Below are 25261 nucleotides of genomic sequence, written 5' to 3'. Positions count from 1 at the left end.
GCTACTTTAACACCGATGATTCCGACTTTTTACCGAAATCAGATCGTATCATAATAATGAATTACTTTTCAGCCCAGCTTACTGTCTTCCAACAGCTTCGGACAAAAGAACTCAAATTGGCACTTCTCGCACATCGGCCGTGCACTCTTGCAGATATATCTTCCGTGAAGCAATATCCAGTGATGTGCCGAAGAAACCTCATTGATAGGGATATTCTTCATCAGATAATCCTCTACTTTTCGTGGATTGTTGGCATCTTTCGGCACCAGTCCTAACCGATGGCTCACACGATATACGTGCGTGTCTACCGCCAGCGTAGGCTTGCCGAACCATACAGCCTGAATAACGTTGGCAGTTTTCCGACCTACTCCGGGAAGTTTCACCAGTTCGTCTGGGTTCGACGGCACTTCTCCTCCGAAATCGTCCACCAGCATTCTTGACATCTCAACCAAATGCTTGGCTTTGGAATTTGGGTAGGAAACACTTTTCACATATTCAAAAATTTCCTCCACTTCAGCCGCAGCCATTGTTTTTGCATCGGGATAACGGTGAAACAATGCCGGCGTAATCTCATTGATGCGCTTATCCGTGCATTGTGCCGAGAGCAATGTTGCACAAAGAAGCTGAAACGCAGAGCCAAACATCAATTCCGTCGTTACCTCTCCTACGTTCTGCCTGAAATATTCCAATATGTAATCGTAACGTTCTTTTCTTGTCATCTTATTTCTTTTTTATGGGAAAGGGAAATGTTAAATGGGAAATGTTAAATGGGAAATGTTAAATGGGAAATGTTAGATGGGAAAAGGGAGATGGGAAAAGGGGAATCAAATGTATACGCATTGAATCTTATTCCCAGAATATATCTTCTCACATTTTCCGTTTCACGTTTCACATTTCACATTTCACATTTTCCATCTCCCATTTCATATCCTCCATTCCACTTTCTCTGCAAAGATACTAAAAACTTAGATAAAATTTGGCATTCTCATAAACTTAACGTACTTTTGCATCAGAATAAAAAACAAAAACAATTATGGCAACACCAATCATTGGCTTAGCAGCATTGCTCGTCATCGCGCTAATAGGATGGGCTATTGCAGAAGCAAAGAGCAAGGCTATCACTTTCACACATTCTGAAGAAGAGTCTGAAGGATGGGAGGAAATGCACGAAGCATTTGAACATAACGGAGGCAAGGAGCTATCGTTGAGAGACTTGCTTAAAAAGAATTACACCAGAGGTTACAAGTCTATCTAAAAGAGGAATAGACTTCTATAATGTAATCATAGCTGTATTGATTTCTCAATACAGCTATGATATTTTATGCCATAACGTGTTCTGAAACTCCATTCACCACAGAGATTCATAATACCTATTTTTCATAAATGCTCAAATAATTTTCACAACACGTCTCTTTTCAAACGCATTTTATTACGCTTCTCTGCACTAACAACAGGAAAAGGCTAATATTGAAATCAACAAAAAAGACCATAAACCCGAAAGTTTATGGCCTTGAAATCTTTTTGAAGTATGAATTTATGCTTCAGCAGGAGCCTCAGTAGCTTCTTCAACCGGAGCCTCAGCTTCAGCGGCTGCTGCCTTTGCTGCTTCTTCTGCCTTAGCGGCAGCCTTCTTGTCAGCAATCTTCTTAGCAATAGCTTCGTTCACCTTCTTTTCAGCTTCAAGATTCTTAGCTGCCTTAGCCTTCTTCTCATCAGCAGTCTTCTTTTCCAATGCTTCTGTTGAAGCAACCTTAGCCTGCTTCCAAGCATCGAACTTCTGCTGGCAAGCAGCTTCGTCGAATGCGCCCTTCTTAACACCACCAAGGAGATGCTTCATCATATAAATACCTTCGCCCTTGAGGATGTTGCGCACTGTGTCTGTTGGCTGAGCACCTGTCTGAACCCAGTAGAGAGCACGGTCGAAATTCAAATCTACTGTGGCAGGATTGGTGTTTGGATTGTAAGTACCAATCTTTTCAGTAAATTTACCATCACGTGGTGCACGAACGTCAGCGATTACTATACGATAGATAGCATGGCCTTTGCGACCACCTCGCTGCAATCTGATTTTTGTTGCCATAATTCTTTAAAATATTTTTTATTAGGTTTGAATTTTGTGCCATTAACTCGTAACGGCGATGCAAAATTACTTCTTTATTTCCTAACTACCAAATTATATTGCAGCAAAGTTAGGAAAAGAGATGAGGATACGAGGAAATAAGGAGACTTTTTATAAGGGAAAGAGGAGACAAGGGGATGAGGGGACAAGCAAGTTTCTAAAGATAAAATATCCGTAATCTTGTTTTAAAGAGCCTTGTATTTGTCTTACAGAACCTTATTTTTTTCTTCACTACTGTCCAAAGAAATTTTTCCATAAGGTCTGCTGACCATCATTGGAGTCATTCTGAGGACGTTTTGGTTTAACGAATAGTTCGCCTAAGGGTTTCCTCTCAAAGAGAACCTTCCCGATGGCAGCCGATAAAATATAGAGATCCTGTTCAATATGGTACACTTTCTTTGCAACGGCAAGCAGCAGATAATCGCAGATAGCAATCCAAATCTGCGAGAATACAGCATTCTGGCTCGTTCCGTAGAACGAGTTGATGTGCATTCGCTGCTTTATCCATTTGAAGAAGCACTCCACTTGCCAGCGTTCCCTGTAGAGTTCTGCGATTGTCAGGTAGGAATGAGTAAAGTCATTGGTCAAGAATCTGTAGACGTTACCTGTGGCATAATCTTCGTAAACAACCATGCGCAGTGTGTCTGGATACCACTTGGAGGTTCTTGGTCCTGTAAGTCTGACAATGGTGTCGTTTGTAACTCCTGTCTGTTTGTCTACAGGACGTTCCTCAACTACCTCATACCTCATGTTATCTTTTGCCCTTGTCACAAAGAAAGCCTGCTGACGATGGAAGTGGTTGAACAACTGTCTGAAGTCAACATAACCCTTGTCCATGAGATAGTAGCTTCCTGGTTCTACGGGAATCAGACTCATGGTCTTGGAATCATGAACAGCAGCCTCCGTCAGATGGATGAAGGTTGGTATGGAGCCACGCAAATCCAGAAGTGTATGCATCTTTACACCCCCTTTGTCATGATGCAGACGAGCCCACGGGCAAAGCTGGAGGCACAGTTTGATGGTGCTGCTGTCAAAGGCATACACGATGCCATCCACGTCAAGCCGGGACGGTTCGTCCTGGTACAGCTCTCTTGCCCAGGCTATCAGGCTCTGCCCAAAATCATGGTATATACGCCAATCCTTGGTCTCATTGATATGGGCCAAAGTCGAACGTTGGATATACTTTATTCCACTCGAATAGAGCTTGGAAGAGAGAGCCACCAGCGTCGCATCAATGCTGCGGAGACTAATCTGGTCGGTGAACTGGGCAAAGCTCATCACCATAAACTGGTCTCTGCATTTGAAGCCGATGGCATGTCTATTGCCGTTGTATCTCTTTACGCACTTGTCGAACTCATATCTTGGTATGAGCGACATGATTTGAGCGAATACGGTCTTTCCTTGATTCATGAGTTCTGCCTCTTGCAATACGATTTGCAAAAGTACAAAACCAAATCTCGAAAAAATAATATTCGCGTAACTCATTGAAAATAATCAATTTGAATTAGGTTCAAGAATTTTTCTTTGGACAGTAGTGTTTTTTCTTAGAGAATCTTAAATCTTCCTTAGAGAGTCTCTTATCTTTCTTACAACACCTTGTATTTTGCAAACTTTAGCAGCAACTGTTTCGTGCCCGCATTCACAAATTCCACCGTTGCCTTCGCATTCTCGCCCACTCCTTCGAGCTTCAGCACCTTGCCGATGCCGAACCGTTGATGCTCAATGGTTGCACCTTCCGACAGTCCATTCCCACCCGAAGCAGAGGAAAACAAGTCCTGCGACGGCGCATCCATCGTGCGTCCTCCATTCGTCATCGCCGAGGAAAGACGCCTGAAGTTGCCCCCTTCGCTCATCAATCTCTGTTTTGTGCGCTCCGACAGAGGGTCTACGGCACGCTCTGGAGCCTTCCTTTCGGTTATCTTAGGCTTAGGATCGGCACGGAACTGACTTGCAACAGGATTGGAATTCTGCCATCTTCCACCCAACCTGCCGTAATCCTGACCCCACGACCTGCTGCCCGTATAGGGCTTATTCGGCTCATAATCGCGGAAGTTGTCGGAAGAACTGCCTCTGTCCCACGGCATTCTATCGGTAGAGCCACCCACGAGCCCCTCCGTTTCAATGAATCTTGGGTCTATATCGTTGAGGAATCGGCTCGGATTATCAAACTGCATCGAACCGAAACGATAACGGTTCTTGGCATTCGTTATGATGCAATGCCGCTCGGCACGCGTAATCGCCACATAGAGCAGCCTTCGCTCCTCCTCAATTCCCCGTTTTGAATCTGCCGACATAGGACTGGGGAAGATGTTTTCCTCCAGACCGACCACGAAAACGATGGGAAATTCCAGTCCCTTGGCAGCGTGAATGGTCATCAGCGTTACCTTCGGACGGTCGTCTTCTTCCTTATCCTGATCGGAATAGAGTGCCACTTCCTGAAGAAAGTCGGTCAGATAAACCTCATCGCCCCTGCCCTCTTCCCGGTTTCCTTCGACAAAAGACTGCATACCGGCAAGAAACTCTTCGAGATTCTCACGGCGCGACAAATCATCAGGCTCCGTTCCCGACATCAAATCCTGTGCGATGCCGCTCATCTGTATGATTTCCTTTCCCAATTCGTAGGCATCCGTAACTGCCAGACGCTGAATAAAACCTACGATGAGCGATGCAAAAGAACTCAGTTTCGCCATCGTTCCCTTATTTACATCCAGTCCGTAACGGTCGGGGGCTGTTAGCACATCCCACAAGCTAACCCCGTTCGTCTGCGCACATTCTATTATTTTCAACACTGTCGTCGCACCGATTCCCCGCGCGGGGTAATTGATGATACGCTTGAAAGCCTCCTCGTCATTTGGATTCGCCACTAATCGGAAATAGGCGATGATATCCTTGATTTCTTTTCGCTGATAGAACGACAAGCCACCATATATCTTATACGGCACAGCATTCTTGCGCAGCTCGTCCTCGAAGCTCCTGCTCTGCGAGTTTGTTCGGTACAAGATGGCAAAACCATCGTAGCCGCATCCCTCGGCACGCTTCAGCCGCTGTATCTCCTTCACTACAACCATCGCCTCTTCCTTATCGCTGTAACACGGTTTGTAGGAAATCTTCTGCCCCACTCCCTCTTCGGAATACACGTCCTTCGGAATCTGACGGGCATTGTGCTTCATCAGCGAGTTGGCAGCCCGCACGATATTCTGCGTGGAACGATAGTTCCGCTCCAACTTGAACGTTCTTGCATTGGCGAACTTCTGCTGAAAATCGAGAATATTGTCGATATTCGCACCACGAAATGAGTAAATGCTCTGAAAATCGTCGCCGACGACACAGACCCTCTGGTGCTTTGCCGCCAACTGCCCCACGATGGACACCTGTGCAAAGTTCGTGTCCTGATACTCGTCTACGAGTACATACTGGAATCTCTCAGCATATTTGCTTCTCACTTCCTCGTGCTCGCTGAACAACTGGAAGGTATTCAGCAGCAAGTCGTCGAAGTCCATTGCGTTGGCTTGGCGGCATCTTGCATCGTAAGCCGTATATATCTGGCTCACAGCCTCCATCTTCATATTCCTATCGCGCTCCCGTGCCGCCCTGTCGTTGGCATATAGGGCAGCAGTTATCAGATGGTTCTTCGCCATTGATATATAGGAATGCACAGAACTGGGCTTGTATTTCTTCTCGTCCAGTCCCATTCCCTTGATGATGCTCTTCAGCAATGAGCGCGAATCGCTTTCATCGTATATCGTAAAGTTTGAATTATAGCCTATCTTATCGGCCTCGGCACGCAATATTCTTGAGAAAACCGAATGGAAAGTACCCATATAAAGCTGATTGGCTTTCTGACTGTCCACCAGTTTTCCGATACGTTCCTTCATTTCCCTTGCAGCCTTGTTGGTAAACGTAAGGGCAAGTATCCGATAGGGTTCCAACCCCTGTTCTATCAAGTAGGCTATCTTATAGGTCAGCACACGTGTCTTGCCCGAACCTGCACCGGCAATCACCAGTGAAGCTCCGTCGCAATACTCAACAGCCTCGCGCTGACGCTCGTTCAGTTCAGCCAATAGCTCTTGGCTTCTATCTTCCATTTTCATTCGTTCAATGCTTTTCTTTCTCGCAATTTTCTGTGGTCATCTCCTCTCAAAGCGTGTTCGGCGCATACCTAATGCTCGGCAGGGAACGGCTTCATCGGCCTCATCTGCCTGTCAATCCAGCGCACACGCCTGCGCATATAGTCGTCAGGATATTTGGATGAATATTTCCTTGGATTCGGCAGCGTCGCTGCAATGAGCGCACAGTCCAGTCGGGAAAGATTCTTTGCATCCAGTCCGAAGTGTTCTTCGGCACACGCCTGAATGCCATAGATGCCATCACCCATTTCGATGGAATTGAGATAAACCTCCATTATGCGCTGCTTGCTCCACATCAGTTCGATGAGGAACGTGAAATAGGCCTCAAGTCCTTTTCGCACCCACGACCTTCCCTGCCAGAGAAAAACGTTCTTGGCCGTCTGCTGCGAGATAGTGGAACCTCCTCGCAGCTTCTTTCCGTCCTCCAGATGGGCACGCGCCGCCTGCTGGATGGCATCATAGTCGAAACCGTGATGAATGAGGAATCGCTGATCTTCGCTCGCCATCACGGCAAGAGGCATCGAGGGCGGCATTTCCTCCAGCGAAATCCAGTCGTGATACAGCTTTATGTCCTCCCCTTTCTCTATCTGCTCAAAGCATCTTGATATCATCAGGGGCGTGAAATAAACGGGTATGAAACGATAGACGACAACGGCAAGAATGCTTGAGACAAACAGCAATGCCATTGTCCACCTCACTATTTTGAATATTTTCTTTACTATCTTGACCATAATGATTGCAAAGTTACTAAAAATCTGCACTATCTGCGAAATTCGTGTGAGATTATTTTCTCGCTGATGCCACAGATTATGCGAATGTTTATCCTTGTCTCAAACATAAATCTGCGGGATTTGCGAAATCCGTATGAGTTTATTTCTCGCAGATAGCGCAGATTACGCAAATTTATTTATACCAATCCAAAGAATAGATCAGCGGGATTTGCGAAATCTGCGAGAGACTATTCGCAAGATGTATTGTAAATATTAATTACTTAAAAACGGCTATTCTAAATTCTCATTTTAGAGAAACAAAGCCCATTTTTCGACACTCTGAAGATGGATTTGCGAGTGTCGTCTCGCAATTATCGCACATTCAGTTTTCATTCTTGCGAAGATTGTTTTCCATTCTTCGCAAGAACATAATGTAATACTGCATAAAACGAATAATAAATTATGTTCTATCAACGAATTATATAGTCCTATTTATCCTCTTATTAAACAGAAAATTCAGACAAAAAAACGCTCAAAAACATAAACACCTAACAGTCAACCACTTACAATTTCGCTCAAAATTCGCATATTTGAAAACAAAAAATATCTCTTTCAGAATATCGAAATTATACAGACCATATTGTAAATAAAATTCAGAATAAGCAAAATTGAAAGAAGAGCACGCCAGACGGATAAATCTTTATCCTGTCGTACCATTCTCATTCTTCCCTTTCCCATCCCACCTTGTCCCATTCCCGCAATTTACTATTCCGTTTTTTTACCCATTCTTACAGTTTTCAGCCGATGGATTCGAGCTTATCCCGAGTATTGGGAGCCTATCACAGAGACAGAAAGAAAAATCTCAAAATCTTCTTTTTTCTTAATTCTATTCACAAAATTGGAACATTTATTCGGCACAACCCATATTATCGTTAATATTTTTTGCATTTATGAATAATTATGACTACCTTTGTCCTCAAATAATACAAAAAATCTGACTCAAATTGCTCTGCGGGCATTGTGCCTAAATGTGGAGGTTGCTGTTGGATACAGGTAGCTACTGTCCTTTTTATTCCATATAAAGAGGAGAGGATTCTGTATTCCTGACGCAAACCTGATACGAACGGAGCAATTCATCTTCAAAGGCAAAGCGATTGAGAAACAAGAACAAGATATCAAATCTTCTTCTTTTTTAGGATAGGTTCTGAACGAAACATACGCTTCAGCACAAATATCTGCTCGAATGAATCCGATACTTTTTCGCTGATTCCAGTAATGAAACAATACGATTACCTTATAGTCGGAGCCGGACTTTTCGGCGCAATGTGCGCCTACAAAGCCCGAAAGCAAGGCAAGAGTTGTCTGGTCATAGACCAGCGTCCACAGCTCGGCGGCAATCTGTATTGCGAATGCAAAGAGGGAATCAATGTACACACCTATGGTGCGCACATTTTTCATACATCGAGCAAGACTGTTTGGGACTTCGTAAATTCACTCGTGGAGTTCAACCGGTACACCAACTCTCCCATTGCCAATTATAAAGGTCAGCTCTACAATCTCCCCTTCAATATGAATACGTTCTATCAGATGTGGGGAACAGTTACGCCCGAAGATGCCAGAGCCAAGATTGAAGAACAGCGTGCCGAAGCTCTTGCGAGAATGAATGCCGAGGGAATAGCCGAGCCTCGAAATCTGGAGGAACAGGCTTTAACGCTGATTGGAAAAGACATATACGAAAAGCTCATCAAGGGCTATACCGAGAAGCAGTGGGGACGCAAATGCACCGACCTGCCGGCGTTCATCATCAAGCGACTGCCGGTAAGAATGGTGTTCGACAACAACTATTTCAACGACACCTATCAAGGCATTCCAAAGGGTGGCTACAACAAACTGATTGCAGCCTTGCTCAAAGGAACGGACACCAAGACCGAAACGAACTTCTTCGACAACAGAGAGCACTGGACAGGCATTGCCGACAAAATTATCTTCACGGGCAAGATTGACGAGTTTTACAACTATCAGTTCGGCAAACTGGAGTACCGCACGGTTCGCTTTGAAGAAGAAGTTATCAACACAAGCAATTATCAGGGAAATGCCGTTGTCAATTACACGGATAGGGAAACGCCTTACACACGTGTGATTGAGCACAAGCATTTTGAAATGTTCGGACAGGAAGTGGAGAAAATATCCAAGACCATCATCAGCAAGGAATACTCCACGGAATGGCAGGAGGGTATGGAACCGTATTATCCTGTGAACGACGAGAAAAACAATAATCTGTATCTTCAGTACAAACGACTCGCAGACGAGGAAAAGAATGTGGTCTTCGGAGGGCGTCTGGCTGAATACAAATACTACGATATGGCACCTATCGTAGACAAGGTGCTGAAAATGAATCTATAATGGAAAATCGAAAAATAGCATTAATCACTGGCATTACGGGGCAAGACGGCAGCTATCTTGCAGAGTTTCTTATCGAAAAGGGCTACGATGTTCACGGCATCATCCGTCGTTCGTCCGTAGACTATCGCGAGCGCATTGCGCATTTGGAGGGCAATCCTCAGTTCCATCTGCACTATGGCGACCTCAGCGATTCGATGTGTATCGTAAGTTTGGTAGGTCAGCTCCGTCCCGACGAGATATATAACCTCGCTGCCCAGAGCCACGTGCAGGTAAGTTTCGATGCTCCCGAATACACGGCAGACGTTGATGCTGTCGGCGTGCTCCGCATTTTGGAGGCAGTAAGAGCCTGTGGACTCACGGAAACGTGCCGTGTCTATCAGGCTTCCACTTCCGAACTCTACGGCAAGGTGGAGGAAGTGCCGCAGAACGAGAACACGCCTTTCCACCCATACAGCCCCTATGCCGTGGCAAAGCTCTATGGTTTCTGGATAATGAAGGAATATCGCGACGCCTACAATATGTTTGCCTGCAACGGCATCCTGTTCAATCACGAGAGCGAACGCCGCGGCGAAACATTCGTAACGCGCAAGATTACGCTGGCTGCCGCACGAATCAAGCAGAACAAGCAGGAAAAGCTGTATCTGGGCAATCTCGATTCTCGCCGCGACTGGGGATATGCAAAGGACTACGTGGAATGTATGTGGCTCATTTTGCAGAACGAGAAACCGGAAGACTTCGTTATCGCTACCGGAGAACAGCACACCGTCCGTGAATTTACGCAACTTGCTTTCCAATATGTAGGCATTGAATTGCAGTGGGAAGGCGAAGGCGTGAACGAAAAGGGTATCGACAAGGCTACTGGCAAAGTCCTCGTTGAAGTGTCTCCCGACTTCTTCCGCCCAACGGATGTTGTAGACCTGTGGGGCGACCCTACCAAGGCCAAGGCCAAATTAGGTTGGAATCCCACCAAGACCTCATTCGAGGAATTGGTAAAGATTATGGTAGACAGCGATATGAAGAAAGTTGCCGGCGACGATGCCGCCTCCCGTGTCCACGTGAATCTCGCAGAATATCTCGAGAAAGGGATAGTAAAGTAGAAATCTCTCGCAGATTTCGCAGATGGCGCAGATATTAAATTGTAAATGTTTACCAAAGAACACTTCAGTATAAATCTATGCAATCTGCAAAAAAAATACCAATCACTAAGAAGTATGACAGAAAATGATATATCATACGAAGTCATTGGTGCCATATACAACGTTTACAATTCTTTAGGTCCGGGGCTACTTGAGAATGTTTACGAGAAAGTTCTTCTTTATGAACTCAAGAAAAGAGGACTAAAAGCAGAAAGTCAGATTTCAATTCCTATAATATATGATGGTCAGTCGTTTGGGAACGATTTAAGAGCAGATATAATAGTAGAAAATAAGGTAATTATCGAACTAAAATCTGTCAGCGAAATGCAGAACGTTTTCTTCAAACAACTTCTGACCTATCTTCGCCTAAGTAACAAAAAATTAGGAATACTCGTAAATTTCAATACCGACAACATTCGTCAGAACATTCATCGAGTTGTCAATCACTTGTAAAATTATTGCATACACAAAAACAACAGAACAGAATATCTGCGTTATCAGCGAAATCTGCGAGAATATCCTTACTCTTATCTCCGAGAAGCATCAGCGGAATCTCCGAAATCTGCGAGAACCACATATTAACATCTGCAAGAATATTATTCCATAATCTGCAAGAAGAAAATGACATTAAATAAAAATTCCAAGATATACATCGCCGGCCACCGTGGCCTCGTAGGTTCTGCGATATGGAAGAACCTCGAAGCCCGTGGCTATACCAACCTGATTGGTCGCACTCACTCTGAGCTTGACCTCACGAACCAACAAGCAGTTGAAGATTTCTTTGCTACCGAAAAGCCCGATGCAGTAGTCCTTGCCGCAGCATTCGTCGGTGGCATTATGGCAAACAGCCTCTACCGTGCCGACTTCATAATGCAGAATATGCAGATGCAGTGCAACGTATTCTCAAGTGCTTACAAACATAAGGTAAAGAAACTTCTCTTTTTAGGTTCCACCTGCATCTATCCCAAAGATGCGCCACAGCCGATGAAGGAAGACGCACTCCTTACCTCTCCTCTGGAATACAGCAACGAGGAATATGCCATCGCAAAGATTGCCGGACTGAAAATGTGCGAAAGCTACAACTTGCAATATGGTACAAACTACATCGCTGTTATGCCGACCAACCTGTATGGGCCAAACGACAATTTCCATTTGGAAAACAGCCACGTAATGCCGGCAATGATGCGCAAGATATATCTGGCCAAGCTCATCCACGAAAACAACTGGGATGCCATCAGGGTGGATATGAATAAGCGTCCTATCAATCCCGTGGCTAAGCTCAGCGAACAGATTGGCAAGGAAAACGTGGACGGCAACAGCTTTCAGGAACGCATTTTGAAAGCTCTTGCATTCTACGGCATCGAAAGCAACAAAGTTACCCTTTGGGGCACAGGCTCTCCTCTCCGCGAATTTCTTTGGAGCGAGGATATGGCTGATGCCTCCGTACACATCCTCCTGAATGTAGATTTCAAGGACATCATCGGCATCGAGAAATATTCCAGCGTCCATCTCGGCACTTCTGCCAGCGGCACAGTAGACCGCAACAACAGCGACGGCCGTGGCGGTGCCATCCCCTCACTCGGCGAAATCCGTAACTGCCACATCAACATCGGCACAGGCAAGGAACTCACTATCAAGGAACTTTCCCAACTCATCGTCAGCACCATCGGTTTTACCGGCAATATCATCTGGGACGATTCCAAACCCGACGGTACACCCCGCAAACTCATCGACGTAACCAAGCTCCACTCCCTGAACTGGCACCATTCCATCGAACTGGAACAAGGAGTAAGCAAACTTTACGACTGGTATAAACAGTCATTGGAGGCATAAGTAACCTCTGGCCATAATTTTATTAAAGAAAATTGTTTGAAATAAACCATACGCTTCAAAGCAGTAAGTACAGAAACCAATATTAAATAAATCAAAAATATTTCGCAAAAAATACACAACATAAGAAAGAATATTATTATACAATGTTGGTATTGCTTTATAATCACTTGCAGCAAATAAAAATTATTATGCGCAGAATATTTATATTTTTATTTATAGGTTTCGCTTTATCAATGCAAGCCAATGAGAATAAAAATAACTTAAACACTAACAAGAAGTATCTTGACACTTTGAGTATTGGGTTTGAACTTACTACGAAGTATATGTGGCGTGGTTTGGAATATGGAACCGCACCAACAGTATTTTCTTCGATTAATTACAGTAGAGGTGGTTTTTCTGCCTCCATATTAGGAACATACAGTCTGAATGGTTCTCACAGTGAAGTGGATTTAAGTTTAGGATATACATATAAAAATCTGTCCGTCGGTATTGCTGATTATTACTATCCTTCTGGAGTCGGAGAAAAAGATTCCTATTTTAAATACGACAGTCATAGCACCAAACATTATGTAGAACTATACGGAACATACAACTTCAATAAACTCCCAATATGGATAACAGGATCGACATATATTTTCGGAGCCGACAAGGGTGCTGACGGCCATCAAGCCTATTCAACTTATGGCGAAGTGGGCTATCAGCATAAGTTCCATAACAATGATGTGCTGTCATTATGCTGTGGAGCCACTTTCAATAAGAGTTTTTATACGGAGTATAGTAAACGGTTCAGCATTGTCAATGTCGCATTGAGGTATATGTCGAGCATTAAGTTCGGTAAGTTTGCATTGCCGGTAAGTACTTCATATATCTATAATCCATATAAGAAAAAATCTTTTGTAACCTTTTCACTCTATTTGCATACATAAATGAAAAGTGCAGTAATCTTAATAGCAAGAAGAGACCCGGCTTCTGAAATACCTTATCCTTTAAGACCGTTTGCCGACGGGATAAACCTTATAGACCGCACCTTGTGTATTCTTAAATCACTGGATTTCACAAATATAATAATGGTTGTAGGATACAAGAAGGAACTGTATGCAAAATACGGCAATCAGGGGATTACGCTTATTGAAAATAATAATTTCAGATATACGTCTTCAATGGCATCCTTGGCTTTAGCAGAGCCATATATCAAAGAGGATTTTCTCTTGGTAGAAGGCGATACTTTCTATGAGGAAAATGTTATCAGACAACTTTGTCAATCTGAATACAAGAATTGTTTGGCAGTAACGGAAGAATCAGGCAATGGAGACGAAGCTTTTGTTGAAACTAAAGAGGGATTTATAGCGAAGATTTCAAAAGACAGGCATCAGCTTGCCAATATAGAGGGAGAATTGCTTGGAATTTGTAAAATCAGCCAATATACCTTCAGCAAGATGGCATATAAGTGGAAAGCGTGCAGCAATCCATATATGAATTATGAATATATGTTCCTTGACTGCGCAGGCATTACTGACCGCCCGTTTATAAGATTCACTAACCTGATTTGGGGCGATGTGGATAATGAGGCAAACTTTGAACGACTCAGCCAACGTATTTATCCTAAACTCAGGCGAAAAGACAATCCTTTTGATTATGATAATTTAGTTGCTCATATCCAAAGGATTTTTCCGGATAAGACGATTAAGGATAACCTAAAGATAGAACAAATCGGAGGAATGTCTAACAAGAACTTCAAAGTAACGTTTGACCATCAGCAATATGTATTGAGAGTTCCCGGATTAGGTTCTGATGGGATGGTAAACAGAAGTTTCGAGGAACAAAATTCTATCCTTGCTTCCAACATTGGCATAAACCCATCAATACGCCATTTCGACAGCCATACCGGTATAAAGTTAGCAGATTTTGTTCCTGAGGCAGAAACTTTAAACAGAGCAACAATACAGAGGAATGATAACATTGCCAAGATAGCCGATATTTATAGAAGATTGCATCTTTCCAACGTTAGGTTCAATAACGATTTTAATGTTTTTCACGAAATAGAGAAATACGAAAGACTGTTGAGAGAAGCAGATGCTAAGATGTATGATGGGTACGATGCCGTTAGGACAGAGATTCTTGATTTGGAAAATCTGCTAAATGAATACGGCATAACCATCACTCCGTGCCACAATGATTCCGTTGCTGAGAATTTTATTAAATCATCTTCTGGAGAAATCTATCTGATAGATTGGGAATATTCGGGAATGAATGATCCACTGTGGGATTTGGCAGCCTTGTTCCTTGAATCTGAATTTACAGATGACAATAAACACTTACTATTGAGTTATTACTATAATGATAAAATTCCCGAACATACAGAAAGAAAGATTTTGATTTATCAGATTCTGATGGATGTTTTATGGGCACTTTGGACAGTAATTAAGGAAGCAAAAGGCGATGATTTCGGCACCTATGGCATAGACAGATATAACCGGGCTTTGCACCTTTTAAAACAATTGAACAATGAAATTGGAAAATAAGAAAACGCAGAGATTAGGCTATATCACGGGAATAGGCTCTGGAATGACTTGGGGACTTGACACGGTTCTCATTGGAACAGCTATGGCCTGCAGTCCTTTTGTCAACGACCCAGTCTTACTGCTTGCAGGGGCATTCGTATGCAGTATGCTCCACGACTTTTTTGCTGCACTGTGGATGCTACTTTTTATGGGCTTTAAAGGAGAACTGAAAAACCTTATACCTGCCTTTAAAATCAAGGATGCTTGGTTCTGTATTTTAGGTGCAGTTTTCGGAGGCCCATTGGCAATGAGCTTTTATATGATGGCTATTGGAGAAGGAGGTCCTGCTCTGACAGCAACCGTAACGGCAATCTATCCATTGCTGGGCTCAGCAATGGCAGTCTTTATTTTGAAAGAAAGAATACAGATGCAGGGATGGATAGGATTGCTTATCTGTATTTTTGGTATAATTTTGGTGGGATATTTGCCAAATGACAATTCTCAGATAAACATTTCAAATGGAATTATGCTCTCGCTCATTGCAGCAATAGGATGGGCAACGGAGGCCGTTGTGTGTGGATATGGTATGAAAAATGACAAGATAAGTCCACAGATGGCATTGCTTATCAGAGAATTAACCTCTGCTTTGGCATATATTGTACTCATTGTTCCGATTATGTCAGGTGCCTTTCAGGCTGGATTCCAAGGAGTGTCTGCCGTTATATCCGACAATACTGCCATCTTGTTGATAGTAGCCGCAGCATTTGTCGGTGTAAGTTCATTTTTAATGTGGTACACATCTATCAATAGCATAGGTGCAGCAAAAGCATTGTGTTTCAATGTAACTTATTCTTTTTGGGCAGTAGTTTTCACTTTTATTTTTCTTCAGTCTGAACTCACTCTCAATATAGTGATTGGTTCAATACTCATCATATCGGGAGTGACGGTTGCCACACTCGTTAAACGTAAAGCAGAATGAATGCAATAATTTTAGCAGCAGGCATGGGTACACGTCTTCGCCCGCTAACCAACGATATTCCCAAATGTTTAGTGCCTGTATCAGGCACTCCATTTATAGAACGGCAGATTCAGTTCCTTCACGAATCCTCTGTTACCGACATCACATTGGTTTCGGGATATAAAGCAGAAAAATTGGATTATCTCAAGGAAAAGTATAATGTTAAAATCATACACAATGATAAATACGATGTTTTCAATAACATCTATTCATTATACCTTGTAAGGCATCTTTTCTCGGATTCCTTTGTCATAGAGGGTGATGTCTTTATGAACAGCAACTGTTTCCCTGCCTCCATTACCACTTCTACATATTTCTCGAAGCACAAAGACAACTATAAGAATGAATGGAAGTTGGTTTTAAATGGTAATAAACTTAAAGAAGTCGTTATAGGTTCAGGCTCAGGCTATATAATGTCAGGTATTTCCTATTGGACAGCAAACGATGCAAAAAAAATCACTTCCGAAATTGAAAGATTGGTAACAGAGGAAGATTTCAAAGACTTGTTCTGGGATAATGCCGTACTCAATATATACCCGACATTAGATATCTGCGTAAAAGGCGTTGAAGATATTTACGAAATAGATACCGTTGCCGAGCTTGAAGAATTAGAGAAATCTTTAGAGTAGGATAAAGACATAATAGTCCTTACAGGAGAACTATTCAGATTCATAAATAATATGCCCCCCGAAAAACTCGTAAGATCCTCTAATATAGAACTTTACAGAATAATAACAATGCTACTCATCGTGGCTCATCATTACGTAGTAAACTCAGGATTATTACAAGAAGCCATTAAAGAGCCAACAACTGTTAAAAGCATTGTTTTTATGACGATTGGAATGTGGGGAAAAACGGGTATCAACTGCTTTGTTTTGATTACAGGATATTTTATGTGCAAGTCTAAGATAACTCTTCAGAAATTTCTCAAACTACTGTTAGAAGTAGAACTATATTCTGTTCTATTTGGAATTATCTTTATCGTGGCAGGCTATACCTCTCTATCCCTTTCTACACTGATAGAAATATGCTCTCCTATCCACAACGTTAAAGATGGCTTTACAAGTTGTTTTTTACTGTTCTTCTTGTTCATACCCTTTTTAAATATCCTAATTCAAAATCTGAGTCAGAAACTTCATCTTTTACTCTTAGCATTATCTGCGGGTATATACACCATTATTGGAAGCTCATATTTTTACGGAGTCACGTTCAATTATATAACATGGTTCTGTGTGCTTTATTTTATTGCATCTTATATCCGCCTGTATCCAATATACAAAGGAACCGATATTAGATTCTGGGGATATTGCAGTTTAGCTACTATACTCATTGCATGCGCAAGTATGATTTCTATTTTGTTTGCATCTCAGTGGCTTAATAAACCTTTTATGGCAGATATGGCATATTACTTTGTTGCAGACTCAAACAAGGTTCTTGCTGTGTCTGTTGCAGTCTGTACATTTATGTTTTTCAAGAATCTGAATATAAAACATAGCAAACTAATAAACACGATAGCGGCAAGCTCTTTTGGAGTACTGTTGATACACGCCAATTCCGATGCTATGAGACAATGGCTTTGGAGAGACACTCTCCAAAATGTTAGGTTCTTTCACACGGAGTATGCTTACTATCACGTGATTCTTGCAGTACTGACAATATACTTCTGCTGTACGCTAATAGACTATCTTCGCATCAGAATCATTGAAAAGCCTATGGTTGATACTGCAATGAAACTGATAGATCAAATAAAAGGAAAGATATAATTGATTAATATGGATAACAAACTTATCACAGTAACATTACCATTACTTCCAAATCTCGATGATTTTCACGAGTTGTTAAAGGAGATATGGAACAGTAAATGGATTACTAATAATGGTTCATTTCACCAACAGCTTGAAAAAGCGTTGGCGGAGTACTTAAAAGTGCCTTATGTGAGTCTGTTCACGAATGGAACGTTGCCATTGCTTACGGCTCTTCAGGCACTGCGTATTACGGGAGAAGTGATTACCACACCATATAGTTTCGTTGCTACCACGCATTCACTGTGGTGGAATGGCATTAAACCTGTCTTTGTAGATATAGAACCAAGAACTGGCAATATTGATCCAGATAAAATAGAAGCAGCCATAACACCTAAAACTACGGCAATTATGCCTGTTCACGTGTATGGCAAGCCTTGCAATACAGAGGCTATTCAAGCAATTGCCGACAAGTATGGACTCAAGCTGATCTATGACGCTGCTCACGCTTTCGGGGTAGAGGTAAATGGAGAAAGTATCTTGAACGCTGGGGAAATCTCTACGCTCAGTTTCCACGCAACAAAGGTGTTCAATACCATTGAGGGCGGTGCAATGGTTATGCAAGATGAGAAAACTAAAAAGCGCATAGACTACCTGAAGAACTTCGGATTTGCCAATGAAGTTGAGGTTGTAGGGCCGGGCATAAACAGTAAAATGGATGAAATACGTTCTGCCTATGGCCTCTTGAATCTTAAACAAGTAGACGCAGCAATTGCAGCACGACAGAAAGTTGCAATTGCATATCGTGAAGCTCTTCGAAATGTTGATGGAATTTCATTTTGGGATGATATGCCGGGGGTAAGACACAATTACTCCTATTTCCCGATATTCATAGATGCAGAAAAATACGGAATGAGCCGAGATGAACTGTATGCCAAGATGAGAGTCCAAAACATATTGGGACGCAAATATTTTTATCCTCTAATCAGTGACTTCTCAACTTACCGCGGATTAGAAAGTTCAAATCCAGAAAACCTCATCCAAGCCCACAAGATGGCAAACAGCGTTATTTGCTTGCCTATGCACCATTTACTTTCAGAACAAGATATTCTTAAAATCATAAACATTATTGATTATAAAAGATAAGATGAATATAATAGTTTTAGCAGGAGGAGCTGACCAAATAGCACTAATCAATGAACTTAAGAAAAGGAGGCACAGAATAATACTAATTGACTATTTTGAAGATCCTATCGCCAAACCATATTCGGATATACACTATCAAGAAAGTACCTTAGATGACGTAAAAGTCAAACAAATTGCAATTAAAGAAAAAGCAGATATGATTTGTACTGCCTGTACAGACCAAGCATTGCTTACTGTTGCAAAAGTATCAGAAGAATTAAATTTACCTTGTTATCTTTCATATAAAACTGCATTAAATGTTACTAACAAGTCTTATATGAAAGATACGATGATAAACGGTAATATTCCTACTGCCAAATATATTATTACAGACTGTTACCGCCCAAATATTATCAGTAATCTTGATTTTCCATTAGTCGTAAAACCCGTGGATTGTAACTCTTCAAAAGGTGTAACAAAAGTTTATGATCACAACGCCCTAAAAAAAGCAATAATAGAAGACATACAACTAAGCAGAACCCGAACCGTTATTGTTGAAGAATTTAAAACAGGAGAGGAAATTTCTGCTGATTTTTACATTGAAGGAAACAATGCAAAATTTCTTTGTGCAACTAAATCAAAGAAAATAAAAAATACGAATTCCTTTACAATAGTTCAAAGCTATTACCCTGCATTAACTACTGAAGAAGAAAAAAAGATTACCCATATTGCAAATAAAATCGCAACAGTTTTCGAATTAAAAGATTGTCCTTTATTAATTCAATGCATCCAATCTGTTGATAGTTTTTATATAATTGAATTTAGTGCAAGAATGGGGGGAGGTTCAAAGTATAAACTAATTGAATACATTTCTGGAATTAACATAATGCAAACTTATGTTGATAGGATTCTTGGAGAAAGACCATCAATAACTCCTATAAAAAATGTCAGTTATGCAACAATGAATTACGTGTATTCGCAAAATGGTACTTTCAGATGTATTAAAGGGCAAGAAAATCTTCTTGAGAAAGGAATTATTAATGAATTTTTTCAATATCAGAAGGATGGAACAACAAATAATAAACATAACACATCTAGCGATCGTCCTTGTGGGTATTTGGTTATTGCAAATTCAGAAGAAGAAATGGAACAAAAAATTATAATTGCTGACAACTCTTTAAGGATTATTGATGAGAATGAAAATGATATGATGATTCATAATCTATTAAATAAATGAATATTGCAATTATAGGAGCAGGAAATGGTGGTCAAGCTTTCGCGGGCTATCTATCATCACACGGACATAATGTCAGTGTATGGGATAGAGATGCTGAAAAAATTGCAACATTAAAAAGAAAAAAAGAAATAGAATATGTTGGGTGTATAGAAGGTAAAGGAAGTCCTAAACTGTATACAACAAATTATAGAGAGGCCATTTACGATGCTGAAATTATTATGGTGACAACCATTGCAAACGCACATGAAGAAGTTGCCGAAAACATTGCTCCATATTTACAAGATAACCAAATAATAATTTTAAATCCCGGACGCACATGTGGGGCATTAGTATTTAAACAAGCCTTAGCAAAGAATGGTTGTCAAAAGAAATATTACTTAGCTGAAGCTCAAACGCTAGTATATGCATGTCGGATTATCAAAGATGGGTATGTAAACATCATTGGAAAAAAAGACGAAGTCTACCTCTGCGCTCTACCATCTTCCGAAACAGAATACATCCTTAAAAAAATTAAGCCTATTTATCCATGCTTCAAATCTGTTCCCAATATTTTATATACAGGATTGGAGAACGTAGGAGCTATGTTTCATCCTTGTGTTTGCCTCTTTAATGCTGCTACTATTGAACGCCAAGATGAATTTTGGTTTTATAGAGACATGACAGATAAAGTTGCTGCATTTATAGAGAAATTCGACAGAGAACGAATAGAAATAGGAAAAGCTTATGGAATCAATTTGATAAGTGTTAACGAATGGATTAAAGTGGCATATAATAATGTGTCAGGGAAGACGCTTAGGGAGCGAATGAAAAATAATCCAGCCTACTATGATATAAAAGGTCCTGGCAATATATTTACTAGACAATTAACAGAAGATATACCAACTGGAGTTTTACCAATATTAGAATTGGGGAAAGTTGCAAATGTATCAACACCACTCTTAGAATCTATGGTAACAATTATTGAAAACCTTCTGGAGATAGATTTTAATATAAACGGAAGAACCTTAAAAAAATTAGGTTTAGATGGTATGAGTAAAAATGAAATCCTAAACTATATAACAAATGGCAACTAAACTTCTCTCAAATGATGTTTTTGGGTTTATAAAACCTAAAATAGACATACACTCAATGGGAATATATACCATATCAAATCTACTACGTGACTGTGGATATTCAGTTGTAATAGCTAAAGACGACGTGAATGAAGCTGTTGAGGACATTGCGAAATTAAATAATTATAGTTTAGTAAAAAAGTGGATTAACGATAATAATATAAATAGAATTGGCTTTAGCTATCGAATGGATCCTCAAGATGGATGTGACTATTTCCTGAATCTTTATATGCGATTTGTCAGTGATAAAATGTTAGCAATTTCTGGCGGTCCAATTTTAGAAATTTCATTTGCGGGCTTACCAGATACATGTCAACTAATCAGAAATAAAATTGGAGATTCCATCATTTTTTTTTCAGGCAATGAAACACCAATAGATTCATTAAAAAGATATCATGTTCCGATGGATTTGCTACCCTCATCTCTCAAAGATGATAACGAATACGATAAAATGAGATATGATTTTGCAAAGAAACTCATTGAGTCCGAAAGATGGAAGCTAGAATATCCACAAGATCATTATGGCTATAAAGAATGTGGAACTAAAAACGATTCATTCATAGCACGATTAAATTATGCTAGAAAAAAACATTCCTTGCCAATAATAAGAACTCATTCAGGTCCATACAACTCAAATAGAATAGAAGCATTAAAAGAATACAATTCGTGGTGCAAGGAATTTGCAAGCTCAAGATTATTAGACGTATTATCTATCGGAAGTTCTCAATTAACACAATCCAATTTTGGAGAAGATTGGGAAGATAAACCTAACGGAGGAGGTGTACCTGTAAATTCAGAAATTGAATATCGCATTATTCAAGAAAATGCTTCTCCAATGTTAGTTCGCACTTACTCTGGGACAAAAAATGTACCCAGTCTGGCAAAAATGCATGAGCGTACTTTGAATATATCCTGGCATGCACTATCTTTCTGGTGGTTCAATGAACTAGACGGAAGAGGAGAAAATTCACTACTTGAGAATTTAAAAGAGCATTTTGAAGCTATAAAATACATAGCTACTACCGGAAAGCCCGTAGAACCAAACGTACCACATCATTTTGCATTTCGTGGTGCTGACGATGTTAGTTATATTGTATCTGGCTTTTTAGCCGCCAAAGCAATAAAGAAACTTGGCGTTAAATACCTCATACTCCAAAATATGCTTAATACACCTAAATATACATGGGGTGTGCAAGATCTGGCAAAAGGTAGAGTTCTAATCAAATTAGTAAGAGAGTTGGAAGACAATAACTTCAAAGTTAGCTTGCAAACAAGAGCTGGCTTAGACTATTTTATACCAGATTTAGAAGAAGCAAAAATTCAACTGGCGGCTGTTACATGTATGATGGATGATTTAGAGCCTGAAAATGATAATAGCCCCGAGATAATACATGTTGTAAACTACAGTGAAGCTGTCAGACTTGCAACACCACCTATTGTCATAGACAGCATCAAGATTACTCTAAATGCCCTACACCAATACCGTATAGCTAGACAATTAGGAATAATCCCCAATATGAAATATGACTTAGACGTAAAAGAGAGATACGATAAACTAATGTATGAAGTTCGAGCAGCAATAAAATTACTTGAAGAAAATATTCCAAATCTATACTCCCCAGAGGGATTCTTTAAAGTTTTTGAAGAGGGATTCTTAGCCGTTCCCTACCTAATGGATTATGAAAATAAATTTCCTAAAGCAACCCTATGGAAAACAAGCCTAAAAAATGGAGGAATAAATGTAGTTGATGAAAATGGTAACATTATTTCTACAGAAAAAAGATATAATCAAATTCTACAAAATATGAATTTATAAGTAATCATATAATGGCTAAAAATCTAAAGCAAAAAACAACTCAAGGTTTACTTTGGAGTAGCATAGACCGTTTCTCAAGTCAAGGAATTCAATTTATCTTTTCTATTTTCCTCGCCAGACTTCTTTCGCCAAATGATTATGGTATTGTTGCTATGACCATTATCTTTTTTGCTATTGCTCAGACATTTGTTGATAGTGGGTTTAGTGGGGCATTAGTCAGAAAAAATGAAAGAACAGAAGAAGATTTCTCAACATGCTTTTATTTTAATATAATAATAGGAATTCTTTGTTATTGCATACTTTATTTTACATCGCCAATAATTGCTAAATTTTATAATCAACCTATTTTAGATCCAATTATTAAAGTTTCTGGTCTCACTATTATAATAAATTCATTATGTATAGTTCAGCAAGCACAATTTACTATTAAGGTTGACTTTAAATCTCAGGCTAAAATATCAATTATAAGTACAATTGCTTCAGGAATAAGTGGAATTATAATAGCTTACTGGGGCTATGGAGTATGGGCATTAATATGGCAAGGATTAATTTATGCAATATTTAGAATGGCTCTTATGTGGATTATGTCAGGCTGGTATCCTATAACAGGATTTTCCAAAGAAGCATTTCATAATCTTTTTGGATATGGCTCAAAGATGTTGGCGTCAGGCTTGATTGGAACAATATATGTAAACGTTTATCCAATAATAATTGGAAAATTCTATTCTCCTTCTCAGCTAGGACACTTTTCAAGAGCCCAAGGGTGGGTTGGTTTACCTTCATCAAATATCACAGGAATTTTACAAAGAGTATCTTTTCCTGTTTTATCAATAATTCAAAATGATGATGAGTTGTTAGCAAATAGTTATAGAAAGCTATTAAAGCTATCAGCATTTATCGTTTTTCCACTTATGATGCTCTTAGCAGCATCTGCATCACCTCTAATTAGGGTTGTGATTACATCGAAATGGGATTCTTGTGTACCATATATGCAGATACTATGTTTTGATATGATGTGGTATCCAATACATGCAATAAATTTAAACCTTCTGCAAGTAAAAGGACGGTCCGATTTATTTTTGAGGTTAGAAGTGATAAAAAAAATAATAGGTATACTCGTAATGATTATTACTGTTCCGCTAGGAGTAAAGGCTATGTGTTTTGGATTAGTTTTCACATCATTCATAGCATTATTCATAAACACTTACTATACGGGGAAATTAATAAAGATAGGCTATTTAAAACAAATGAAAGACTTAACTCCCATACTATTAATTTCATTTATAACGGGATTTCTTAGTTTTGCGATTACATTTTTATTTAGCACAGAACTTTCAAAATTATTTTTTTCAATAATCACAGGTATTTTTATATATTTATTTATGAGTAGATTCTGGACAAAAGAAGAACTCAAAGAAGTAATTAATATAATAAAGAGGAAATAATGGAACAAAAAAGCTTAGTTACTATAAAATGTTTGGCATACAACCATGAGAGATATTTAAGACAATGCCTAGATGGATTTGTAATCCAAAGAACTAACTTCAAATTTATAGCCATTGTACATGATGATGCGTCCACAGATAAGTCTGCTGAGATTATCCGTGAATATGCAAACAAATATCCTGATATAATAAAACCCATATTTGAAGATGAGAACATGCATTCTAGATATGATGGGAGTTTAGATAGAATAATAAATGAAGCACTCATTAAAAGTGAATCTAAATATATTGCATGGTGTGAGGGGGATGACTATTGGACAGACCCTTACAAATTACAGAAACAAATAGACTTCTTGGAAAAGAACGAAGAGTATTCTATGTGTTTCCACAGCACTAAGATAGAGAACGAAACCAAGAATAAGCCGAGTATAAATTGCGAAAATATTGAAGAAAGAACTTATACTGCCGATGAAATATTCGCAAATTGGATAATTGCCACAAATTCGGTTGTGTTCCGTAAGGAAGTTTTATCTATGAAACTCAAAAATTCCGAAAAGATGCTTTATGGAGATATTGTGATGCATTTGCGATGCGCTACATATGGAAAGATTTACGGACTTAGCGATACGATGTCCGTTTATAGAATCAATCAAGGAGGTGCAACGCAGAATGAAAAATATAGGCTAAACAAAATCATACGGTATCCCAAGCATTTAGAATTCATAAAAGAAAATTTCCCTATATTAAGCAAAAAAAGTACTAACCAGCAAATAGGCATCAGTTTTCTTGAAAAGGCTCACATTGTAGACAAAATTTACACTTTAATATTCTGGAGAGATCTCTTCCGTGCTCTATATTACAATCCTCAATGTGTAGCTGATGCTATAAAACACATTATCAAGAAACCATTTAGCCATTAAGACGCAACTATTTCTAT

At 40.0% G+C, this 25261-nt stretch carries 21 protein-coding genes; 16 read left to right on the top strand and 5 right to left on the bottom strand.

Going from position 1 to position 25261, the window contains the following annotated elements; all coding sequences use genetic code 11:
* Positions 1-68: 68 nt before the first annotated feature.
* The gene (gene nth, locus P150_RS0101030) at positions 69-719 is read right to left on the bottom strand and encodes an endonuclease III (protein WP_028896094.1); all 651 of its coding nucleotides are present in this window, start codon (positions 717-719) and stop codon (positions 69-71) included.
* A gap of 314 nt (positions 720-1033) precedes the next feature.
* Between nth and P150_RS0101025 the strand changes: the two genes are divergently transcribed.
* Positions 1034-1255 carry a hypothetical protein gene (locus tag P150_RS0101025; protein ID WP_028896093.1) on the top strand — a complete coding sequence of 74 codons (222 nt, stop codon included), beginning with the start codon at positions 1034-1036 and terminating at the stop codon, positions 1253-1255.
* 279 nt (positions 1256-1534) lie between these two features.
* Here P150_RS0101025 and P150_RS0101020 read toward each other — a convergent pair whose 3' ends face one another.
* The 4 genes from P150_RS0101020 to mtgA all read right to left on the bottom strand — a co-directional run bounded on the left by P150_RS0101020 (position 1535) and on the right by mtgA (position 6968).
* Positions 1535-2080: a 30S ribosomal protein S16 gene (locus P150_RS0101020; protein ID WP_028896092.1), complete on the bottom strand. Its 546-nt coding sequence runs from the start codon at positions 2078-2080 to the stop codon at positions 1535-1537.
* Positions 2081-2350: 270 nt separating this feature from the next.
* Positions 2351-3604, bottom strand: a complete 1254-nt coding sequence (locus tag P150_RS0101015) for an IS4 family transposase (protein ID WP_028895966.1) — start codon at positions 3602-3604, stop codon at positions 2351-2353.
* Between the two features lie 101 nt (positions 3605-3705).
* Positions 3706-6210, bottom strand: coding sequence for an ATP-dependent helicase (locus P150_RS0101010; protein ID WP_028896091.1), 2505 nt, complete (start codon positions 6208-6210; stop codon positions 3706-3708).
* 68 nt (positions 6211-6278) lie between these two features.
* The gene (mtgA, locus tag P150_RS0101005; RefSeq protein WP_028896090.1) at positions 6279-6968 is read right to left on the bottom strand and encodes a monofunctional biosynthetic peptidoglycan transglycosylase; all 690 of its coding nucleotides are present in this window, start codon (positions 6966-6968) and stop codon (positions 6279-6281) included.
* A gap of 1263 nt (positions 6969-8231) precedes the next feature.
* Here mtgA and glf point away from each other — a divergent pair.
* The 15 genes from glf to P150_RS15595 all read left to right on the top strand — a co-directional run bounded on the left by glf (position 8232) and on the right by P150_RS15595 (position 25244).
* A complete protein-coding gene (gene glf / locus P150_RS0101000) occupies positions 8232-9359 on the top strand; it encodes a UDP-galactopyranose mutase (protein WP_028896089.1) in 1128 nt (375 codons plus the stop codon).
* Complete coding sequence (gmd, locus tag P150_RS15615) at positions 9359-10456, top strand: GDP-mannose 4,6-dehydratase (protein ID WP_051617400.1); 1098 nt, start codon at positions 9359-9361, stop codon at positions 10454-10456. Before glf ends, gmd begins: the two co-directional genes overlap by 1 nt.
* A gap of 114 nt (positions 10457-10570) precedes the next feature.
* Positions 10571-10948, top strand: a complete 378-nt coding sequence (locus tag P150_RS0100990; protein WP_028896088.1) for a GxxExxY protein — start codon at positions 10571-10573, stop codon at positions 10946-10948.
* A 168-nt stretch (positions 10949-11116) separates the two neighbouring features.
* Positions 11117-12328, top strand: a complete 1212-nt coding sequence (locus tag P150_RS0100980; protein WP_028896087.1) for a GDP-L-fucose synthase — start codon at positions 11117-11119, stop codon at positions 12326-12328.
* Between the two features lie 290 nt (positions 12329-12618).
* Positions 12619-13254: a hypothetical protein gene (locus P150_RS0100975; protein ID WP_155952885.1), complete on the top strand. Its 636-nt coding sequence runs from the start codon at positions 12619-12621 to the stop codon at positions 13252-13254.
* A complete protein-coding gene (locus tag P150_RS15610; RefSeq protein ID WP_036931965.1) occupies positions 13255-14850 on the top strand; it encodes a phosphotransferase in 1596 nt (531 codons plus the stop codon). It begins immediately after the preceding gene.
* Positions 14834-15808, top strand: a complete 975-nt coding sequence (locus tag P150_RS15605; protein WP_051617396.1) for a DMT family transporter — start codon at positions 14834-14836, stop codon at positions 15806-15808. Before P150_RS15610 ends, P150_RS15605 begins: the two co-directional genes overlap by 17 nt.
* On the top strand, positions 15805-16476 hold the full coding sequence (locus P150_RS0100960) for a CTP--phosphocholine cytidylyltransferase (protein ID WP_028896085.1): 672 nt from the start codon (positions 15805-15807) through the stop codon (positions 16474-16476). Before P150_RS15605 ends, P150_RS0100960 begins: the two co-directional genes overlap by 4 nt.
* A gap of 51 nt (positions 16477-16527) precedes the next feature.
* Complete coding sequence (locus P150_RS0100955; protein ID WP_081819249.1) at positions 16528-17610, top strand: acyltransferase family protein; 1083 nt, start codon at positions 16528-16530, stop codon at positions 17608-17610.
* A 9-nt stretch (positions 17611-17619) separates the two neighbouring features.
* On the top strand, positions 17620-18735 hold the full coding sequence (locus P150_RS0100950) for a DegT/DnrJ/EryC1/StrS aminotransferase family protein (RefSeq protein ID WP_028896083.1): 1116 nt from the start codon (positions 17620-17622) through the stop codon (positions 18733-18735).
* A 1-nt stretch (position 18736) separates the two neighbouring features.
* Positions 18737-19951, top strand: a complete 1215-nt coding sequence (locus P150_RS0100945) for an acetyl-CoA carboxylase biotin carboxylase subunit family protein (protein ID WP_036932005.1) — start codon at positions 18737-18739, stop codon at positions 19949-19951.
* Positions 19948-21024, top strand: coding sequence for an NAD/NADP-dependent octopine/nopaline dehydrogenase family protein (locus P150_RS0100940; protein ID WP_028896081.1), 1077 nt, complete (start codon positions 19948-19950; stop codon positions 21022-21024). The genes P150_RS0100945 and P150_RS0100940 overlap by 4 nt, the downstream gene beginning before the upstream one ends.
* Positions 21014-22879, top strand: coding sequence for a hypothetical protein (locus P150_RS15600; RefSeq protein ID WP_036931961.1), 1866 nt, complete (start codon positions 21014-21016; stop codon positions 22877-22879). The genes P150_RS0100940 and P150_RS15600 overlap by 11 nt, the downstream gene beginning before the upstream one ends.
* An 11-nt stretch (positions 22880-22890) precedes the next feature.
* Complete coding sequence (locus tag P150_RS0100930; RefSeq protein WP_028896080.1) at positions 22891-24324, top strand: lipopolysaccharide biosynthesis protein; 1434 nt, start codon at positions 22891-22893, stop codon at positions 24322-24324.
* Entirely contained in the window at positions 24324-25244 is a 921-nt protein-coding gene (locus tag P150_RS15595) for a glycosyltransferase (RefSeq protein ID WP_051617394.1), read from the top strand. The genes P150_RS0100930 and P150_RS15595 overlap by 1 nt, the downstream gene beginning before the upstream one ends.
* Positions 25245-25261: the final 17 nt, after the last annotated feature.

The sequence above is a fragment of the Prevotella sp. HUN102 genome, from assembly GCF_000688375.1.
Classification (GTDB): domain Bacteria; phylum Bacteroidota; class Bacteroidia; order Bacteroidales; family Bacteroidaceae; genus Prevotella.
The sequence above is the reverse complement of the archived record's forward strand: the minus strand, read 5'-3'. Positions and strand labels throughout refer to the sequence as shown.